This window comes from Apilactobacillus kunkeei (assembly GCF_005930975.1).
Lineage (GTDB): Bacteria > Bacillota > Bacilli > Lactobacillales > Lactobacillaceae > Apilactobacillus > Apilactobacillus kunkeei_E.
Genome location: NZ_VBSE01000043.1, coordinates 148,563 through 170,276 on the forward strand (window position 1 = coordinate 148,563; position 21,714 = coordinate 170,276).

The 21,714-nt window shown below is 35.3% G+C and carries 15 protein-coding genes; 1 reads left to right on the plus strand and 14 read right to left on the minus strand.

The annotated features are described in order from the left end of the window. Positions 1–14: 14 nt before the first annotated feature. From FD688_RS06870 to hisS, 4 genes are all read right to left on the minus strand, one after another. Positions 15–1,181, minus strand: coding sequence for a CDP-glycerol glycerophosphotransferase family protein (locus tag FD688_RS06870; protein ID WP_190242940.1), 1,167 nt, complete (start codon positions 1,179–1,181; stop codon positions 15–17). Between the two features lie 65 nt (positions 1,182–1,246). Then, positions 1,247–2,125: a YitT family protein gene (locus tag FD688_RS06875; protein ID WP_053795503.1), complete on the minus strand. Its 879-nt coding sequence runs from the start codon at positions 2,123–2,125 to the stop codon at positions 1,247–1,249. 90 nt (positions 2,126–2,215) lie between these two features. Continuing rightward, positions 2,216–3,997 (minus strand): aspartate--tRNA ligase, encoded by a 1,782-nt coding sequence (gene aspS, locus FD688_RS06880; protein ID WP_138742356.1) that lies wholly within the window; start codon positions 3,995–3,997, stop codon positions 2,216–2,218. Between the two features lie 23 nt (positions 3,998–4,020). Further along, positions 4,021–5,310 (minus strand): histidine--tRNA ligase, encoded by a 1,290-nt coding sequence (gene hisS / locus FD688_RS06885; protein ID WP_138742357.1) that lies wholly within the window; start codon positions 5,308–5,310, stop codon positions 4,021–4,023. 348 nt (positions 5,311–5,658) lie between these two features. Between hisS and FD688_RS06890 the strand changes: the two genes are divergently transcribed. Then, positions 5,659–6,507 carry a fructosamine kinase family protein gene (locus tag FD688_RS06890; protein WP_138742358.1) on the plus strand — a complete coding sequence of 283 codons (849 nt, stop codon included), beginning with the start codon at positions 5,659–5,661 and terminating at the stop codon, positions 6,505–6,507. On the opposite strand, the gene FD688_RS06895 is transcribed toward FD688_RS06890, so the two are convergent. The 10 genes from FD688_RS06895 to lepA form a co-directional block, all read right to left on the minus strand. Then, complete coding sequence (locus FD688_RS06895; protein ID WP_138742359.1) at positions 6,504–7,133, minus strand: HAD-IA family hydrolase; 630 nt, start codon at positions 7,131–7,133, stop codon at positions 6,504–6,506. The genes FD688_RS06890 and FD688_RS06895 overlap by 4 nt on opposite strands. Positions 7,134–7,175: 42 nt before the next feature. Next, on the minus strand, positions 7,176–7,622 hold the full coding sequence (dtd, locus tag FD688_RS06900; RefSeq protein ID WP_138742360.1) for a D-aminoacyl-tRNA deacylase: 447 nt from the start codon (positions 7,620–7,622) through the stop codon (positions 7,176–7,178). 10 nt (positions 7,623–7,632) lie between these two features. Next, positions 7,633–9,861, minus strand: coding sequence for a RelA/SpoT family protein (locus tag FD688_RS06905; RefSeq protein WP_138742361.1), 2,229 nt, complete (start codon positions 9,859–9,861; stop codon positions 7,633–7,635). 43 nt (positions 9,862–9,904) lie between these two features. Then, positions 9,905–10,648, minus strand: a complete 744-nt coding sequence (locus tag FD688_RS06910) for an RsmE family RNA methyltransferase (protein ID WP_138742362.1) — start codon at positions 10,646–10,648, stop codon at positions 9,905–9,907. After that, positions 10,649–11,533: a 50S ribosomal protein L11 methyltransferase gene (gene prmA, locus FD688_RS06915; RefSeq protein WP_138742363.1), complete on the minus strand. Its 885-nt coding sequence runs from the start codon at positions 11,531–11,533 to the stop codon at positions 10,649–10,651. A gap of 75 nt (positions 11,534–11,608) precedes the next feature. Next, complete coding sequence (locus FD688_RS06920; RefSeq protein ID WP_138742364.1) at positions 11,609–11,938, minus strand: hypothetical protein; 330 nt, start codon at positions 11,936–11,938, stop codon at positions 11,609–11,611. 176 nt (positions 11,939–12,114) lie between these two features. Further along, on the minus strand, positions 12,115–12,855 hold the full coding sequence (locus FD688_RS06925) for a fructose permease (RefSeq protein ID WP_138742365.1): 741 nt from the start codon (positions 12,853–12,855) through the stop codon (positions 12,115–12,117). A gap of 358 nt (positions 12,856–13,213) precedes the next feature. Continuing rightward, entirely contained in the window at positions 13,214–18,253 is a 5,040-nt protein-coding gene (locus tag FD688_RS06930; protein WP_138742366.1) for a bifunctional glycosyltransferase/CDP-glycerol:glycerophosphate glycerophosphotransferase, read from the minus strand. A 151-nt stretch (positions 18,254–18,404) separates the two neighbouring features. Further along, positions 18,405–19,655 (minus strand): uracil-xanthine permease family protein, encoded by a 1,251-nt coding sequence (locus tag FD688_RS06935; RefSeq protein WP_138742367.1) that lies wholly within the window; start codon positions 19,653–19,655, stop codon positions 18,405–18,407. Positions 19,656–19,831: 176 nt separating this feature from the next. Beyond that, positions 19,832–21,670, minus strand: a complete 1,839-nt coding sequence (lepA, locus tag FD688_RS06940; protein WP_138742368.1) for a translation elongation factor 4 — start codon at positions 21,668–21,670, stop codon at positions 19,832–19,834. Positions 21,671–21,714 lie beyond the last annotated feature (44 nt).

Below are 21,714 nucleotides of genomic sequence, written 5' to 3' on the forward strand. Positions count from 1 at the left end.
CGATCACACTTCCTTTACTTTAAAGTTTTAATATATCTGTCGATTACTCGACTTGTTGCAAAACCATCATTGTATTTATTCCAATGATGATTAAAATTGGTAAAATCTGTTTGTTTATTATCACTAATTGCTTTTCTTAAATCATCCAAGGATGTAATAGGTTTTGTAGGTAACCAATTCAATAAATCATTTTGAATTCCCGGATTTTGTTTATATTGGTCTAAATCAAACATAAAGAACAATAGAGAATGCGCATTAGGCAATAGTGAATAATCAAAAGCAACTGATGAATAGTCAGTTACTAAGGTATCAGTTACAGCTAACAAATCTGTGGTTGATAATTGATTTGAAAACATCACGTTTGGATTCTTTGATTCTTTTTGCAATTTTTCTTCTAAGTCCTTTAGAAGCGGATGTAGCTTTACAACTACCATTGCATTAGGATCATTTGATAGGGCCTTAACAACACCCTTAGGTGGATTAAATGACCTACCCTCATCACGATATGTTGGTGCGTATAAGATTACTCGTTTGCCCTTCAATTGGGGAGCAAAACTATAAACACGTCTTCTAGCAATCTTTTGCCATTTTTCCTTAAATAATCTATCAGATCTTGGATAACCAATCATCTTCATTTTGTCAAAGGAAACATGATAACTGTTCTCAAACACATGCCCCATTGTTTCGGAAGCAACCACGTATTCATCAAAGCTGTTATAAACCTTTTGAAAACGACGTTTGTCAGAAGCACTTCTATCCTTAGTAGAAGCATCTTCCCAACCAAACTTCTTAATTGCTCCGTTGGCATGCCATAATTGAACAACCTTTAAATCCTTTGGATGGGCAATGCCACCCATGAACGGAAAGTAATTGTCACAAAAAACAACATTACTTGCCATTATCTTTGGAATTAAATCAAATATTAATTTAAAACCATCACGAAATAAGACGGTCTTAATTCCATATGCAGCTAAGTCAGTCGCAGCTGCTTCGCTTGATGATTCATAATATACATATAGCCTTTTATTTTTTGGCAATCGACGAGCCATCGATTTAATTAATCCAAGATTATTATCAAAGCTCATTATGTAAATTACATTCTCTTTTTTTCTGAAATAAAATAGTAAAGATACTATCTTAATTAAAAATATATACATAACCTTCAAAACAGATCCCACCATATTTAAAAACTATCACACAATCCAGTATTATATCACACTTAATGTATAAAAATTATTACATTTAACTATTCAACCTTGTGTTCATAGAAATGCCCCATAATAGTAGATGCTTCAGTCACACTTGCAAATGCGTGTTCATCTGATTCATCTAAAGCTTCCTGTAACTCGGATAGTTCATATCTTGAAATGGTCGTAAATAGAATTGTTTTTTCATCATGATTGTAGGCACCCTCAGCGCCGTGAATAATTGTGATTCCACGTGGAATGTGGTTTTGAATACTATCAATCACCGTCTTTGGATGATCGGTTACTACCAACACCTGCATTCTTTGTTGACGGGTGTAGGCAAAGTCGATTGCTTTAGCATTTACCACAATCCCAATAGCTGAGTAGAATGCGTATGGCCAACCATACGTAAATCCGGCTGCGGTAATGATGAAGATGTTGAAAGCGATGTTAATTGTTCCAATACTCCTCCCCGTCTTTCTTCTGATAACGATTCCTAAAATGTCCAATCCACCTGTAGAAATCTCGTTTTTCAAACTCATTCCAGTTCCAAAACCATTAACCACACCACCAAAGATGGCACAAATCATTGGATCATTGGTTAGATACACCGGATGCAATGACTTAATCATAAAACTTGCCAGAAAAACAGTTAAGATGGTAAAACAAGTAAATTGATGACCAATTTGTTTCCATGCTAGTATAAAAAATGGAATATTTAATACAAATAAACCAATCGAAGGAGAAATGGAGAATGGTAAAAATCTCCCTGATAAAGTATTAATCAACTGTGATAAACCAGTAAATCCAGATGAGTAGATTTTACCTGGCGTCCAGAAAAAATTCATGGCAATTGATACCATGATTCCGTACATAAAGGCAGTTGACGCTTTCGCTAAGTATTGATGTCGTCTTAAAATCCTTTGAACATCGTCCATAAGTTTCATAACCTCTCATTTAATATGAAAATAGTATAACATAAATACGAATTAAAAAAAGACTTCCCTAATGGAAGTCTTTCTTTATTATTAAGCTTCTGGTTCGTCTTCAGTTTCTAGTCCTAAGTCATCTAATTGTTTCTTAGAAACAGGTGCTGGAGCGTTAGTCATTGGTTCAGTAGCCTTTGAATTCTTAGGGAATGCGATAACATCTCTAATATTTTCAGTTTGTGCTAATAATCTAGCAAAACGGTCTAAACCGATAGCTAAACCTCCATGAGGTGGGAAACCGTAGTCTAAGGCGTCTAGGAAGTAACCAAATTGTTCTTGGGCGCTTTCTCTAGTGAAGCCTAAGGCCTTTAGCATCTTCAATTGTAGTTCCTTAGTATGGATACGGATTGATCCGCCACCAAGTTCTAGACCATTCAAGATAATGTCGTAACTTTGAGCGTGAGCCTTGTGAGGGTCTTCGCCATCGTTTAAGTAATGTTCATCACCTTCGTTAGGCATTGTGAATGGATGGTGAGCTGGAACCCATCTGTCGATACCTTCGTCGTAGTCGAATAATGGCCAGTCAACAACCCATAAGAAGTCAAAGACGTCTGAAGGAATCATGTCTTGTTCCTTAGCGATTGCACATCTTAGGTAACCTAATGTGTCAGCAACAACCTTGTCTCTGTCAGCAGCGAATAGTAATAAGTCGCCTGCTTTAGCTTCAGTAGCTGCAAGCATTTGGTCAACAACACTTTGGTCATCGAAGAATTTAGCAATTGGACCGGTTAAACCTTCGTCGGTAACCTTCATCCAAGCAAGACCCTTGGCACCAAATCTTTCTACGTATTCAGCATATTTGTCGATGTCTTTTCTCGAGTACTTGTCAGCACCACCAGGAACGGCAATTGCTTTTACCTTACCGCCATTTTCAATTGCGCCACTAAATACCTTGAAGCTAACATCTTTAACGATGTCTGATAGATCCTTTAGTTCCATACCAAATCTAACATCTGGTTGGTCGGTACCAAAACGATCCATCGATTCTTGCCAAGTAATACGCTTGAACGGAGCCTTGATATCGATGTTTAAAGTATCCTTCATTACCTTAACGATTAAGCCTTCAGTTAGGTCTTGGATGTCTTCAGCATTTAAGAATGAAGTTTCCATATCGATTTGGGTAAATTCTGGTTGTCTGTCACCACGTAAATCTTCATCACGGAAACAACGAGCAATTTGGTAGTAACGATCAAAGCCTGAACCCATCAATAATTGCTTAAATAGTTGTGGTGATTGTGGTAGTGCATAAAATGAACCATGGTAAAGTCTTGAAGGGACAAGGTAATCACGAGCACCTTCTGGAGTTGAAACTGTTAAGTTAGGAGTTTCAATGTCTACAAAACCATTCTTGTTAAAGTATTCGTGAACTGCTTGAGTAATCTTACTTCTTAAGATAATTCCACGTTGTACTTCTGGACGTCTTAAGTCTAAGTATCTGTACTTCAACTTAGTTTCTTCTGAAGCTGTTATATTGTCCTTAATATCAAATGGAGGGTTTTCAGATTTGTTTAAGATTTTTACTTCTGAAACAGCAATTTCAATCTTACCAGTGTTAATGTCTGGGTTAACCTCCTTTTCACTTCTGGCAACTACAGTTCCTTTTACTTCGATTACATATTCATTTCTTAATTGATCAGCGATTGCCAATGCATCTGCGCTGTTCTTGTCACTAAATACTAGTTGGACAATTCCTTTACGGTCTCTTAAGTCAACGAAGATTAATTTACCTAAGTCACGACGTTTGGCAACCCATCCGTCTAAGCATACTTCTTGGTTTAAGTAGCTTTCGTCTACTAAACCACAATAAGTTGTTCGGTTCATAATATCTCTCCTAATCTTATTTTCTATTTAAAGTTCTTTGAAATTAATTCTGCAAAGTTATCTTTTACTTCATTAATATCTACAGTAACTTCGTTTGCATCAGCCATGTTCTTAACATGAATAGTGTTTGATTCTAGCTCATTATCACCTAAAGTTAAGGTGAACTTAGCATCTAGCTTGTCAGCACTCTTGAATTGCGCCTTTGGCTTACGTGCTAGGTAATCTTTATCAGCCTTAAAGTCTTGATTTCTTAGTGCTTGAACAACCTTAAGTGCTTCAACACTTGCATCGTCACCAATTCCAACTACATAAGCGTCTAAACCAAATGTGTCTGGGAATTGGAAGTTCTTCGAATCCATAAGTAGAAGTAATCTTTCTACCCCTAGACCAAATCCAACACCTGGCATTTGAGGACCACCTAGTTCTTCAACTAAGCCATCGTATCTACCACCGGCACAGATTGTAGTGTAGCCTTCACCTAATTCCTTAGCGTTAGCCATGATTTCAAAGATTGTGTGGTTGTAGTAGTCCAATCCACGAACCATTGTGTGATCAACATCGTATTTGATGCCTAAATCATCCAATAGTCTAGTTACCTTGTCGAAATGCTTTTGAGCATCATCGGTTAGGTAATCTAGAATTGAAGGTGCACCATCAACGATTAATTGGTCTTCTGGTGCCTTACTATCTAGCACACGAAGAGGATTTTTGTGTAGACGCTCCTTAGAATCATCACTTAGTTCTTCAAAGTGTGGTTCCAAGTAGTCAATCAATGCTTGACGGTAGTCAGCACGAGTTTGCTTATCACCTAATGTGTTAATAGCTACTCTCAAGTCATCAATTCCTAGTTTTTGTAGGTAGTTAACGGCCATGGAAATAACTTCAACATCTAATTCTGGTGATTCGCTACCGAAAGCTTCAACACCGATTTGGTGGAATTGACGTTGACGACCAGATTGAGGACGTTCGTATCTAAACATAGGTCCCATGTAATACATCTTTACTGGCTTCGGTGTATCTGGACCGTAAAGTTTATTTTCAACAAACGCTCTAACTACGCCAGCAGTTCCTTCTGGTCTTAATGTAATATGACGATCTCCCTTATCGTGAAAGTCATACATTTCTTTTGTAACAATGTCTGAAGTTTCTCCTGATGTTCTTGAGAAAACATCAAAGCTTTCAAACATTGGTGTTCTTATTTCTTGATAACGATAAGCCGCAAACAACTTTCTAGCTGTTTCTTCAACAAATTGCCATTTTTCTGAAGTTCCTGGCAAAATATCTGCGGTTCCTTTTGGACGTTGATATCGCATGATAATCCCTCCGCAAACTTTAATAACTGAATAAAAAAGCCCTTGTCTAAATAAAATCATTTAGACAAGGGCGCAAAAAGCACGGTACCACCTTTTTTTAACTCTTATGTAACGTATAATTACGAATGGCTTAGCCATTAGCCTCAAAAGTGTCTTTCCAGGATTTCTTTCGTCGTTATTTCACCAAACTAACGCTCTCTTATACCTAAGAAAATTCCGTACTCTTCTTTTTTCATCAGCGAGTATTCTATTCATGTTTTAGATTAATGTAATTTACTTAAAAAGTCAAGAACTCACATATTTTGCTTCATTCTAAATCCATTGTAGAATGGAATAGAGGTGATATATATGAAGCAATTAACACAAGAATGGCTTGAACAATTACCAATTAAAAACGTAACTAAACTCACCCCTGTATCAGGTGGCGATATCAATGATTCATATGAAATCATTGCCGATAACCAAAAATACTTTATGAAAGTCCAACCCAATAAAGGAAAGGAATTCTTCGAACACGAAGTAGAAGGAATCAACCTTATCGGTCAATATGCAACCGTCCCAACTATTATTGACTATGGTGAAATTGATGGTGATGGCTTTCTAATTCAAAAATGGATGAACCTATCACCATTTGGCAATCAATATCAATTAGGCCAAATGTTAGCCAACGTTCACAAGCACCACAATGACCGTTTTGGTCTAGACAAAGACTTTAAACTAGGTCGCGTGCCAAAGAAAAACACATGGAATGATAATTGGGCTGATTTCTTTATCAAACAACGTTTGAACCCATTAATGGATATGGCGATTAAAAACCGTGAAATCTCCAAAGAAGATTTAAACCACTTTGATAATCTAAAGGAAGCTTTCAAAAAAGATATGGATAGACATCACAGTGATGCATCCCTTCTTCACGGTGACCTATGGAGTGGCAACTTCTCATTTCTAGAAGACGGCAATCCAATCTTGATTGACCCTGATGTCTACTACGGTGACCGTGAATTCGACATTGGTTTGACGACCGTTTTCGGTGGTTTCAATGCCGACTTCTACGAAGGATACAATGACACCTATCCACTCGATTCTGGATGGAAGAAAAGAATTCAATACTATCAATTCTTCTATCTACTGGCTCACTACGTCATGTTTGGCGGTGGCTATGGACTAGAAGTAAAGAATATTCTTAGTCAATACTAGTCATTACGATGCAAGAAATCATAATAGTTGTTGATTGTTACTTCTGGGTTACCTGTAGAATTAATCATTCCATCTGGGTCAAATAAGCAGGCCTTGATTCCAGCATTATGAGCAGCATCAACGTCTAGCTTTCTGTCCCCCATGAACATGCAATCACTACGATTAATGTCGTTATGTTTAATTAAATAGTTAACAGCTTCTGGATCAGGTTTTCTCTTGAAAGCCTGATTTTTTGTTGCCATTTCGGTGAAGTAACCCTTTAATCCGGCATCTTCCAACATTGCAATAGCATCATCATCACGATGAGTTAGTAAAAAGTTTCTCCCACCATCATCGACATTTTGTGCTAATACCTTATCTACATTCATAAAGATATTGGAGTCTTTGACATTTTGTTTTTCGTATTGGCGATATTTATCATTAATTTTGTCGGCATCAATATTGAAATGAGCAGCGTACTTTTGCACGCATGTTGCTAGCGAGTGTCGACGCATCACCTGATTAATTTCATAATCATCAATTTCAAGCTCATCAATTCTCATATCAATTAAGGCATTAACAAATGCATCAACCATAATTGGATACGTATCCATAATTGTTCCATCAAAATCCCAAATTAAATCCATGTCTTTCTCCCCTAATTAAAAAAGAGCTTTCACAAGCTCTTTTTATTTGTTTTCTGTATCAAAAATAATTGTAAACGGACCATCATTTTGCAAATCAACTTGCATGTCAGCACCAAAACGTCCAGTTTCAACATAATTACCTGCATCCCTTAGGGATTGGTTAAACTGGTCATACATATCAGATGCAAAATCGGGTTTTCCCGCCTTTGTGAATGAAGGACGATTTCCCTTCTTAGTATCGGCATACAAAGTAAATTGAGATACAGATAAGATTTCACCATTAATTGATTTTAAACTCAAGTTAGTCTTACCATCTTCATCAGCAAAAATGCGTAAGTTACTAATCTTTCGAACTAAATAATCAATATCATCCATAGTGTCGCCATCTTTAATACCGACTAATAACAAGTAACCCTGGTTAATTTTTCCAACTTGTTCTTTACCAATCGATACGCTAGCATGACTTACTCTTTGAAGTACAACTCGCATAATTAACTCCTTACATAAATGGTCTTTTTACTACGTAAACATCAGGAATATTCTTCAAATGTTCAATAATCATATTCAATTGTTCTAAGTTACGAACTCCTAACTTTAGTGAAATAACGGCAGTCTTATCATGATCCACTTTACCTTCAATTGAATTGATTTGTTTGCAAATGGTACTAACCTTCTTGATAACATCGTTTAACAAGTTATTACGGTTGTACCCTTGTACTTCAATGTTAGCAATGAATAAAGCGTGATTATCTGAAGCAATGTTCCAAGTAACGCTTACCAAACGTTCATCATTATCATTAATGTTTGGACAGTCCTTACGGTGAACAGATACACCACGACCTTTAGTGATGTATCCAACCACTTTATCTCCAGGAACAGGTGAACAACAGTGACTTAAGCGAACTAATAGATTATCGACGCCTTCAATTACGATTCCATCTGAAGGCCTCTTATTCTTATTAGTCTTGTTAACTTCATCGCTTTTTTTTTCAATTGTTTGATGGTTTTCAAGAATATCTTTTTGTTGCTGTTCAATTCTCTTCTTTTCAGCCTCATCTCGGATACTGGCAGTTAAAATATTAACAATTCCGTTTGGTTGCTTATTACCAAAACCGATTTCAGCAAACATATCATTCACTTGATTATAATATGTGTCCTTAATTGCATCTTCAAGATGTTCTTTGGTCATGATTTCATTAACATCGTAACCAGCATCTTTAACAGCCTTGGTTAAGATGTCTCTTCCAGTGTTCACATTTTTTTCACGATCACGAGTTTTGAAATATTGACGTATCTTGTGTTTAGCACGACTGGTAGATACTAGATTAATCCAATCTTGGCTAGGACCAGCGGAACTGGATGATGTCATTATTTCGACGATATCACCTGTTTGAATTTGATAATCTAATGGCTCAATTTTACCGTTAACACGAGAACCAACGGTGTGATTACCAATATCAGTATGAATTAGGTATGCCATATCAAGTGGACCAGCACCCTTAGGCAATTCCAAAACATCTCCTTGAGGAGTAAATGCATATACATGATCACCGAATAGGTCACCTTTTACACCATCCATAAAGTCAGAGGCGCTATCGGTATCTTCTTGTAGTTCAATAATGCGTTTAAACCAGTTTAAACGATTATTATCTGAAGATTCCTTAACTTCATCTGTAGCTCCTTCTTTGTATGCCCAGTGTGCAGCAACCCCATATTCAGCAATTTGGTGCATTTCCTTGGTTCTGATTTGAACTTCTAATGGACGTCCACCGGGTCCAACAACAGTGGTATGCAATGACTGATACATGTTAGCCTTAGGCATTGCAATGTAATCCTTAAAACGACCAGGCATTGGTGACCACTTAGTATGAATAGCACCTAAAACTGCATAACAGTCTTTGATGGAATCAACAATGCATCTAACTGCCAATAGATCATAAATCTGTTCGAATTGCTTCTTCTTAATGACCATCTTATGGTAAACGGAGTATAGGTGCTTAGGCCTACCATAGACCTCCACATTCTTAAGTCCCATTTGTTTAACCTGTTGGTTAACTTCTTTAACTGCTTCATTAATGTATGAAACACGTTCGTCTCGTTTAGAGTTCATTAGGTGAACAATGCGGTAGTACTGTTGAGGATTTAGGTATCTAAGTGAGATATCTTCTAATTCCCACTTAATTGTTCCAATCCCCAAACGGTCAGCAAGTGGTGCGTAGATTTCCAATGTTTCATTAGAAATACGACGTTGCTTTTCTGGTTTTAAATGTTTTAGTGTGCGCATGTTATGCAAACGGTCAGCCAATTTAACAATCATGACACGAATATCCTTACACATTGCTAACAAAAGCTTGCGGTGGTTCTCAGCCAATTGCTCCTGATTAGATTTATACTTAATCTTACCAAGCTTGGTAACACCATCTACGATTAATTCGATGTCATTACCGAATAATTCAGCGATATCTGATAATTCAGCACCGGTATCTTCTACAACATCGTGTAATAGACCAGCACTTACTGTTTCAGGATCCATCTTTAATGTCGCTAAAATACTAGCCACTTGAATTGGATGAACAATATAAGGTTCTCCGGATTGTCTAAATTGGTCTTTATGACAAATTGACGCAAATTCGTATGCTTTTTTAACCATTCCTACATGTTGTTCATTCATGTAACTGGAAATTTCTTTAAACAAATCTTCTTTTGACCAAATCTTATGTTCAGACATTTCCAAAACCTTCTTCCAATCTTTTATTTTCTATATTTTATCATTAATTTAATGAGTTTAATTCCATATGAACTGATAAAGCTGATAAAAAGTAAAACGGTGCCGTTTCAGTTCTTAAAATTCTAGGTCCTAGTCCACAAGTCAAATATCCCATCGACTGTAATATTTCCACTTCCTTAGGAGATATACCGCCTTCAGGTCCAAAGAACATTGCAACACTTTCACCAGGTTTGGTCTTATCAAGTGTCTTAATTAAATCTGATTTTTCGCCGTGTTTAGCTGATTCCTCATAAGCAATTAAACGGTGATCAAACTCATAGTTATCTAGTTCCTTGATTGAGTTTATATATTCAATTTCTGGAATCACATTTCGGTGTGATTGTTCAGCAGCACTTCTTGCAATTTTTCTAAAACGTTGTAATTTCTTTTCTGCCTTATTATTCCATTTAGCAATAGCCCAATCTGTCGGGGTAAAAATAATCTTTTTAACTCCTAACTCTGTAGCTTTTTGAACCACTAATTCAGCTTTTTCCTTTTTTGGCAATCCACAAATAATTATAGCATCAGCAGGGAGTTCGACATCTTTGTCAGATTTTTCCACTACCTTAGCTAGATTCTTTTCGTTATCAGTTAATTCGGCAACAAATAATTGGTGATTACCATCTACAATTTCGAAACGATTTCCTTCTGTGGAACGTAAAACACCCATAAAATGATGAGCGATATCAGCACTAACCTCAAATTCAGTATCATTACTCAATATTTGGTCTGTAAAGTAGTGTTGCATCTATTCATCATCCTTTCTTAAATGTGCTGTAATTCCGCACCAATCACCTAACATTGATACTTGATCAATCACGAAATCGTTGTCCTTAAGTGTTTGATTGGTAATATCTAGTTTTTCCTTGATAATGCCTGAAATAATAATTTGTCCGCCAGGATTTAGATTATTAACTGCTTGTGGAATTAATGGTAATACCGCTTCTGGAAGCATGTTCGCAAAAATAATATCTACCTTTTTAGTAATAGCATCTAGCAAACTGTTCTTACCAACCTTAATGTCGTCAGCGAATCCATTTAAGGAAACATTTTGTTTGGCAGATGTAACGGCATCGTCATCATAGTCATAAGCTTCAATATCAGCAGCCCCTAAAAGTTTGGCACCGATACTTAAGACCCCAGATCCAGTTCCAATATCTAGAATGCTTTGATCTTCTCTAAGGATGTTTTCAATCGCTTGAAGACATAAAACTGTGGTTGGATGTACTCCTGTACCAAATGCTTTTTTTGGGTCTAATTTGATGACTAATTCATCATCTGATTCTTTTTTGTAATCTTCCCACACAGGTGAAATTGTTAAAAACTTAGTAATTCGTTTTGCATGGTAGTATTTTTCCCATTCAGTATTCCATTTATCGTCATTTAAATCCTTGGTAACAACTTTACCCATTCCTGGATTTAATCCAAAACTCTTTAATTGGTCCACTCTTTCTTGGATTGCTGGAACCTTTGATTTAATGTCAAAGTCTTCTGGGAAATATGAGTTAATACTCAATACTCCATCGTCTCTTGAATCTAATTCCACACCTAGAGATCCAAATTCCATCAAGATGTTAATAACTGCATCTTGAGATTCATCATTTGTTAATACTGATATTTCAGTCCATTCCATTTCAAACACCCCTGTTAACTTTTACAAAAAAGGTGCATCCCTCTTACAGGACACACCCCCGATTAATTTAGCGTACTATTTAGATTCTGTCTTTTCTTTGTCTTGAATCTTTAGTTGCTTAAGTTTTTCCTCATGTTGTTGCAAGTGAGATTCCAAATAAAGCATCAATGAATTTTCATCCTTAAAAATTCGTGGATGTTTTTGTTTATGAAGTCTTAAATCAATTTCATTAATTTTTTGTCTACCTGTCCATTTGTGACCGTATCTGATGATTAAACGGTTATCTAAATGTTTCTTTCCAAATCTAAACACGTAAACGTTATCTGGAGTAAGCAATGGTCTAATGTAAGTCTTTTTGTAGTAGTATCCATTATCTCTTAAAAACTTCTTAGTTCGATTAAGCATTGTTTGTACACCTCCATTTTAATATTTTGCAATTGCTTTTTAATAAAGCATAATCTGTCCATAAATCATTCTATATAAATTTTATATTAACTTTGCTAAATTGTCCACCTATATTGGATATAAATAAAAACGCCAAACATCTGTTAGTTACACAGAAATCAGGCGTTCAAAATCTATTATTTTACTTCTCCAACATCAAGAGCTTGATGCTTTAGTTTGGTAAAGACATGCTTATCAGCAATTCCTGTAATTCCACCTTGGAAAAAGAACGCAAACAGTGTTCCTAATCCAAAGTTATTGAATTGATGAGTAATTACAATAGCGATAATTGCCATAATAGTTGGTGGAATATATGAGAACCACATTGCCTTTGAAGCATTTCCATCACAATATTTAAATCTCAAAATTTGCATTAAATCATCAGCAGGATGTAGTGCAATATTAACTCTTTGATAAATTGAAATCGCAATTGCAATAAATGCTACACCAACAAAGTTAAGTAATACATAAGCTAATGTCATTCCAATTCCATGTGCTTCTGGTAACCAATCACTTACTACACCATTGAAATAGTTAATTAGTAGTGAAAATGGTCCCAAGAATGCAGCATTACCGATCACTCTACTCCAGCTCCATTTTCCAACTAGAATTGAATTAAGAACTGTAATTAACATTCCTAATCCAAAGAATGCCCAGAATAAAACCCATTTACCATTACCTAAAACAGCATAACCAAGATTATTTTCAGCAGCAGTCCAATATGCTGATCCTAGAAAAGATGGATGAATTTTGGCACTAGTTACTAATGTTAAAACATTCCCCAATGAGTTAATAATTAGTGAAATTAAAAAGTAAATAATAGAGCTTGTCCAAGAAATTGTTCTTTTTGACTTAGTAGCACTTGCACTAATTTGCATGATAGAAATACCCCTTACCTGTAATTTTAATATTATTTTTTATTGTGAAAAAATTATCTAGCATCTGATAGCTTATAAACTATCAAAAACTTAGTGCAATAAAGCACAAACTTAATTAACAAATAAATAGTAACATTAAATATTATAAAATCAAGTTAGAAACCTTACGCATAAATTAATTCTATACGTATTTTAAAATGATTTTTGTAATAATAATCACTTGTTTTTCGTTTGTGAACTTTATAACAAAATAAATTATAAACCATTTTAAAAATAAAATAAACCCCTTTCATAAAAAAGCTCAATCTTTTTTCAATAAAAAAAGAAGCACCAACGATAAACCGTTGATGCTTCAATCTTATTTGCTTAATTCTTCTGTATTAATCCAGTAATTATGATTGTCTAAACTGACTAATGCGTATTTAGCACCTAAGAATTCTTTGAATTCTCTATCACATAATTGAGCTGTCTTAATTACTTTCACTTCTCTATCACCATCTAAATACTTAACAAAATGATTATCACGATAGTTAGCGAAGTCCTTATCTTTTGCCCAAAGTGTTGCACCGTCTTTGGCAATCATTTGATCACTTAATCCTTGTGTTGATAAATCATCACTGTAGAATGTTTCAAGGCTATGATCACTTAGCATTTTTTCAACAGAACGTTTAGATGCATTACCATCCATCCAAGATGAATACTTCTTGTAGAATTCTTCATACTTATCGTCAGGGGTCCAACCGTTTTCAAATATGTCGTCAAGACTTTCAATTACTTCATCATTAGTCTTAACAATTGGACCTGGTGCTTCTTTAACGAAGTCAAAATAGAACCCTCGAATGGCATTTGCATAATCTTCTAAATCGTAAGTAAAGAAAATCATTGGACGTTTTAATGTTGCATAATCAAACATTACTGATGAGTAATCAGTAATCAATACATCACTGATTAGATATAATTCAGAAATATCTGGATAGTTGCTTACATTAAGTGCAAATCCCTCGTAATCACTTAAATCTAGATTACTAGAGATTAAGTAGTGAGTTCTTACTAGCACGTATGCTTTACCCTCATAACGTTCTTGTAGCTTTTGTAAATCAAGGTGTAACTTCGCCGTAAACTCATCGTTTTTAATGTATTCATTATCACGCCAAGTCGGAGCATACAAGATAACCTTTTTATTATCTTCGATTCCCAAGTCATTCTTAATTTCGGAGATATCACTATAGTTATAATTTACTAAAATGTCGTTTCTTGGATATCCATCCAATTGGATTTGACTAGCTTGCATTCTAAAGCAGCGTTGCATAATCTCTGCTGAATACATATTAGGTGCAATCAATCTTGTCCATCTTCTGTTATCCTTAAAGACGTCTTCATGGTATTTAGCAACATTTACACCCGGCATTGTTACCTTCATAACGTCGGCACCAATGGTCTTTAGTGGTGTTCCATGCCAAGTTTGTAATACGACAGTGTCTTTACTTGGGTGCCATCTGAATGGACGACGTGAATTTGTTACCCAGTACTTAGCTCTTGCTTGTTTTAAGATTCCTCTGAAACCAAATCTAGTTACATAAGGAATTTGATTTAATTCAAAGAATTCACGATCTTCCTTGTTGACGTTCCAGTATAGTTTAAATCCAGGATAGTTGGCTTTCATGTATTCATAAATTGCCTTAGGATTGTCTGAATATTGGGTTCCAAAGAAACTATCGAAAATCACGATATCCTTCTTAGCAAGACGTTTTGATAGTTCATTTAACAACTTTGCTTGAAAGAAGTTAGTATCCCAGAAATGACCAATCTTCTTAAATAGCAAACTCTTGGCTGGTTCTTGGTCTAAATCTTCTCTTTGGGTATTCAATACTGTTTCAACAACTTGTTGAGTGGCATCCCCATTACGACCGTATTGAGCAAACTCATCACAGAATGTTTCCATTTGGTCTGCATAATTGTCAGCAACTGAATCGATATGTCTGATGCGATCAATCAATTCGTCTTCAGTCTTAACAATTGGTCCAGGCATTTGCTTGTAGTAATCCAAGTAGACACCTCGGTTAGCTTCGTCTAAGTACCAATCAGCATCGTATGCGTAGAAAATCATTGGACGTTTTAGATGTGCGTAGTCAAACATTACTGATGAGTAATCGGTGATCATTGCATCACTGATTAGGTACAAATCGTTAATATTATCGTAGTCACTAACGTCGTATACGAATCCAGGATTACTGTAAAAACTATTTGAATGAGCTACAAAGTAATGCAAACGAACAAGCAGAACGTAACCATCTGATAATTTTTCTTGTAGCTTGTCTAAATCAAGCTTGAAGTCAAAACCACCATCAGCTCTAAATGTTGGTGCATATAAAATTACACGTTTGTTTAGAGGAATACCGAGTTTATTCTTAATTGAATTGATGTAATCTGTATTGTTATTAGTGTACAATTCATCATTTCTAGGGAATCCTGATTTAATAACTTTTTGACTGTAGTTGAATGCGTGTTTAGCGGTCTTTTCCATGTAATCAGAAGGTACTACTAAGTAGTCCCAACGACGATTTCTCATTGCAAAACGATTTTGTAATTTGTTAGTTCCAAATTTAAAGTGTGGTTCATCAAATCCCATGTGCTTTAAAAATGTACCATGAAGTGTTTCCACTTCGATTTGACCCTTACGCTTAGCATAGCGATTAGGCATGTTAGTGTTTTGAATAATGTATCTAGCAACCGCTAAATAATACCAATATTTAAATGTGTTTACTCGAACTTTTTCACCGTTTCCAGTAATTTTTGTTTCGATGTTATTAAAAATCCACACTGTTTTTATTTCTGGATGATTTTCTTCAACATATTGGTACATCAACTTTTCGTTACTATCAAACTTGCTTGACCAATAAGAGTCAAAGACCATCACATTTCTAAGTGGTAATAATCTCATCAATGGATATAAAACCGAGTAAGAAATCGCACGTAGCCCCTTCTTAGAATCCATAAATCCAAAGAAAGGTTGTACTATTTCGAAGATAAGATTCATACTCTTATCCTTCTTTACTGTGTAAAAAATTTGTGATTTTCCATTAAAAGGTAATTCAGTTTTCTTAATACGACACTTTTTGGAATACTTAATTCGGTAGGTTTGAGCATTACCATCGAGTTGAAGGTAAATTTTAAATTGATAGTCACCTTCAAGTAATTCCAATTGCTCCATGTTGTCAGAAGTTAGTGCAAAATCAAATTCAAAACTGTCACCGTTTATTTGGAAATGGTTGGATGTTGGATCCAATATCTTTCTAGTTGCCTTATCAGCACTAATTAACTCAATATGAGCTTGTGATGCCAAGACTGAGCTCGGATCAACTGATTTATTCATTTTGGCAGAAACATGTAAGACGTTATTAGAATCAACATTGACTTCCTTAGCAACAAATGGTGCTTCTTCCAACATTAGTTGCATATTCCTAATATCTCCATAAAATAATGAAATTGCATCCCCATCATCCAAATTAATTTGCTGATTAATTTTATTTGAAGAAAATGAATAGTTCATTTCAGCATGGGTAAAATTATCTAAAATAATTAACTTGAGTTCTTGGTTACGAGCCTTGTCGTTAATTTCTTTAACATGAAATGCAAAAATATTTTCTTTTTGATTAATCGAATGAATGATAGTGCCATTTTCAGATATTAATACGGCATTGTATCCAGATACATCCATGTTAACAACGTTAAAACTTAGTTCCTGTTTATCATCACTGACTGTTGGATAACTAACAACTGGTCTTCTATGAGAATCAGAGTTTAAATCGATTACTTCAAAGACTAGTGAACCAACACTATTAAATCTAGTAATCACTTTTACGCCATTGTATTCAAACGGTAAAATGTTTTTTTGTGATAATTTTTCACTTGGATTAGTAGCAAAATCCTTCACCATAATGTGGTTATCCACAGTGTTTGTGATTTGTATTTTCCAAGTTCCAACGCCTAAAGTATTGATTGCTTGTTTAATATTAAAATCAACTTCGTAATCAGCGTTGTTGTACTTAGCATTTGGCTTTAGAGTTCTTCTAACAAAGGGACTTTCAACTCTTTTAATTTGAACCTTAACAGTCTTTTGGTTCTTAACATTAATCAAACTAGCTTGTAATGATTCATTCTTATTACCATCTCCAAATGTTTGTTTAACGAGATGAAGCTTAGTAATCTTAAATGACCCATCGATTCTAATATCACCGTTATCAACATTTGTAAATTCAACGTCTCTAATCTTTTGGTTAAAACGACTGTTGTTATCGTTTAAATTAACATTATCAACTAGTTGCTTCTTATCACCTAGTTCAGGCGCAATTAGTCGGTAGTTTGATCCACCAATTGAATGTTTAAATTCACCAATTTGCTTTTTATAAGAAATGTCATTAATGACATCGACATCGTTATATCTAATTGCTGAATATAGAATTTGTTGTTTGACTGGCAAACGGTAGAATATTTCTGAATCCCACAAGTGCCAATCTCTTAGGAACTTGTAAACCATTTCTTGAGCTTGGTAAATATAATCACTGCTATTATCACCTAGGTTTTGAATAAAGATAAATAAATCTAGGAACAATGCCTTATATTTAAAGTCCTGAACAAATGCGTCTTCTTCACTAAATCCATTGCTTAAAATGATTTGTAGTGTTCTTCTAAGTGAACTTAGTCGACTTTCAAAGTTTGAAAGCGCACTTCTTGTTTGGGTAATGGAATCGGCACTTTCACGCCATCTCCATTCATAGACATCATCTTCTACAACTGAAGTCTTACGTGACTTCAAATGTGCCTCCATTGAAAATGGAATATCTTCGTAGATGATGCCTTCCACAAACTTGATGCTGTTATCAAGTAAGAAGGAACGCTTGTATAGTTTATTCCAACTGGTTGTGTCATAAATCAAGTCATGGTTGGTTGTAATGTGCGTATTATCGTAATCATCGTGCACAGCAAAAGAATGTAGGTATGAGTTTTCATAACGATCCTTATCAAAACGTTTAACAAAACCTACAACTAAGTCTGAGTCGTTTTGACGTGCTTTAAACGCCATTGAAGAATAAGCATTAGCAGGAACAATGTCATCACCATCAACGAAGGCAATGTACTTTCCTCTAGCGTGCTTCATCCCATAATTTCTAGTGTTACTTAAACCACCGTTTTCTTTATGTAGTGCTCTAAAATTATTATATTTATTTGCGAATTCATCAATAATTTTACTTGTATTATCAGTTGATCCATCATCAATCATCAATACTTCAAGGCTTTCCATAGGGAAATTTGTATTAGCAATGGATGACAAACATTTTTCAATGTAATCTTGTACGTTATAGCAGGCCACTATCACGGATAGATATGGTTCATTCATATTTAAGTGCCTCTCTCATAATATTTTCCAATAAAAAATACCAATTAAAACTTGGCATATCAGTCTAATAATGCGGCAAACTCTCTCTAATTTACCTATTTGCATTATATCACTAAAAGCACTGTTTTTAATTGGTAATTATTAATCTTTACTAATTTTTAGGTAATACAATATTCAATAAAATTCCTAAGATTACGGATACAGCTAGTCCATTTAATGGCAATGTTCCGATTTTGATCATTAAACCACCGACTCCGATTACCAAAATGGTTGAAACAATCATTAAATTACGCTTATTTGCTAAATCAATTTTATTTTCAATCATGATTTTAATCCCGCTAGAAGCAATCGTTCCAAATAATAGGAAACTGATACCACCAATTACTGGAAGTGGCATTTGCATAATTAAAACGTTTAACTTGTTCACAAATGAGAATAAAATGGCAAATACTGCAGCACCAATCAATACATAGACACTGTGAATCTTAGTAATTGCCATAACTCCAATGTTTTCACCATAGCTAGTTACTGCCGGACCACCGACTAATCCGGCAAAAATTGAAGCTAAACCGTCACCAGTTAATGTTCTGTTTAATCCAGGATCCTTAAAGTAATTTCTACCTGTTAATTCATCTAGCACCATCAAGTGACCCAGGTGTTCTGTAATGGTGACGAAAGCGATTGGTGCAATTGCAATGATTGCTCCCCATTCAAATTTCACATTGTATGAAACGAATGGAATTTCGAATTTAGGCATTGAGAACCATGGAGCATTTGCAATTGTACTTAGGTTAACTAATCCCATTGCAATCGATAAAACATATCCACAAATGATAGCTAGTAGGATTGGCATAAATCCTAAAAATCCCTTCAAGTACATGTTAAAAAATATTGCTAATAGTAGTGTTACTAATGCTACAAAAACGTACTTGTAGTCGTAATTGCCATTTTTTAACATTGCATCATTAGCTGCACTAGATGCTAGTGATAATCCGATTACGATTACAACAGGGCCAACCACAACTGCTGGTAGTAACTTATCAATCCATTCTGAACCAATCATGGCAATCAATAATGCCACAATTAAATAAATTACACCAACTGCTATTACCCCTTGAGCAATTCCAGGATAACCAGTTATCTGCATCAAGTACTTCATTGGTACGATGAACGCGAAACTAGAACCCATGTAAGCTGGAATCTTCTTCTGTGTTACTAGAATGTGAATTAAAGTCCCAACTCCAGAAGTAAATAAAGCAATGCTTGGACTTAACCCAACCAATAACGGAACGATTACTGTGCTTCCAAACATTGAAAACATGTGTTGTAGAGATAAACCAATCCATAGCCATAATCCTGGTTTATCGTTAACATCTAAAATGGTATCTGAATTTTTATTCATAACCAATCCCCCTAAATAATTTCAGAGCTTTAACCTAGCAAAAAAGGTCTATTCATCCCTAGACGAATAGACCTTCACAAATTTTATTAAATTCGCTAATCTTATCAGCCTCACGGGACTAAATTAAAGACTCTATATTTTTAATATATCATACTGATAATTTCTTATGAAGTCAATTACTTTTTATCGCTTTCTTCTTCATCAGTTTGTAGAACAGCCATGAATGCGGCTTGTGGAATTTCCACTTTACCAACGGCCTTCATACGTTTCTTACCAGCTTTTTGCTTTTCTAGTAACTTCATTCTTCTAGTTCTGTCACCACCATATAGATGTGCAGTAACATCCTTACGGTATGCTTTAATATTAGTTCTAGCAATTACCTTAGCACCAATTGCGGCTTGAACAGGAATTTCGAAGTTTTGACGTGGAATAATCTTCTTAAGTTTTTCAACGATTACTCGAGCACGACTAGCTGAGAATTGACGGTGAGAAATGAAACTCAATGCATCGACCTTTTCACCGTTCAATAGGATATCAATCTTAACTAGATCAGAAGGCTTGTAGTCCCCTAATTCGTAATCAAGTGATGCATATCCTCTAGTGGTTGACTTCAACTTATCAAAGAAGTCAAAGATGATTTCTGACAATGGAATTGAGTACATGATGTTGACACGATAATCATCAATATATTCCATTGTTTCGAATTGCCCACGACGTGATTGGCAAAGCTCCATCACGGCACCAACATAATCGTTAGGCACCATTACAGTTGCTTTTACGTATGGTTCTTCAACCGCTTTGATTTCTGAAGCATCTGGCATTTCCGATGGGTTTTCCACATCTTTTCTTTGACCATCGGTGGTAAAGACGTGGTAAGTAACGGATGGAGCGGTAGTGATTAAATCTAGATTGAATTCTCTTTCTAAACGTTCTTGCACAACATCCATGTGTAACATACCTAAGAATCCACATCTAAAGCCAAATCCAAGTGCTTGTGATGATTCAGGCTCGAATTCTAATGCAGCATCATTTAATTTAAGTTTTTCAAGTGATTCTCTTAAGTCACCAAACTTGGCATTGTCGGTTGGGTATAATCCAGAATAAACCATTGGTTCCATTTCACGATAACCTGGTAATGGTTCATCTGCTGGATTATCAGCATTAGTAACTGTATCCCCCACACGAGTTTGGTTGATATCCTTTATACTTGCTGTAATGTACCCAACGTCACCCGCCATTAAGTATTCTCTTTGAACAGGATGTGGTGAGTTAACACCAACTTCGGTAACTTCGTATTCACTACCACTATTCATTAAGCGAATTTTATCTCCTGGTTTAACAACACCATCTCTTAAACGAACACTCAAAACAACTCCACGATAATCATCATAAACAGAGTCAAAGACAAGCGCTTTTAATGGTGCATCTATATCACCTTGAGGAGCAGGTACTTCTTCCACAATTCTTTCTAGTAAATCTTCAATTCCAATTCCCTTTTTAGCACTAGCTAAAACGGCATTTTCAGCATCGATGCCAATTATATCTTCAACTTCTTTTTTTACCATGTCTGGTTGTGCAGAAGGTAAATCAATCTTATTAATTACAGGAACAATCTCCAAATCATCATCGATTGCCAAGTAAACATTAGCTAAAGTTTGTGCTTCAACGCCTTGGGCAGCATCAACGACTAAAACGGCACCTTCACAGGCAGCCAAGCTTCTCGATACTTCATATGAGAAATCGACATGTCCTGGTGTATCGATAAGATGAAATTCATAGTCATGACCATCCTTAGAATGGTACTTTAGCTCAACTGCATTCAACTTAATTGTGATTCCACGTTCTCTTTCTAATTCCATGTCATCCAATAATTGGTTTTGCATATCTCTTTTTGCGACAGTATCTGTCATTTCTAAAATTCGATCGGCTAAAGTAGATTTACCATGATCAATATGAGCAACAATCGAAAAGTTACGAATGTATTTTTGATGTTCCTTCATTTTTTCTATGTCCATGTTTATTCCTACTTTCAACATAATGTATTAATACAATTATAACA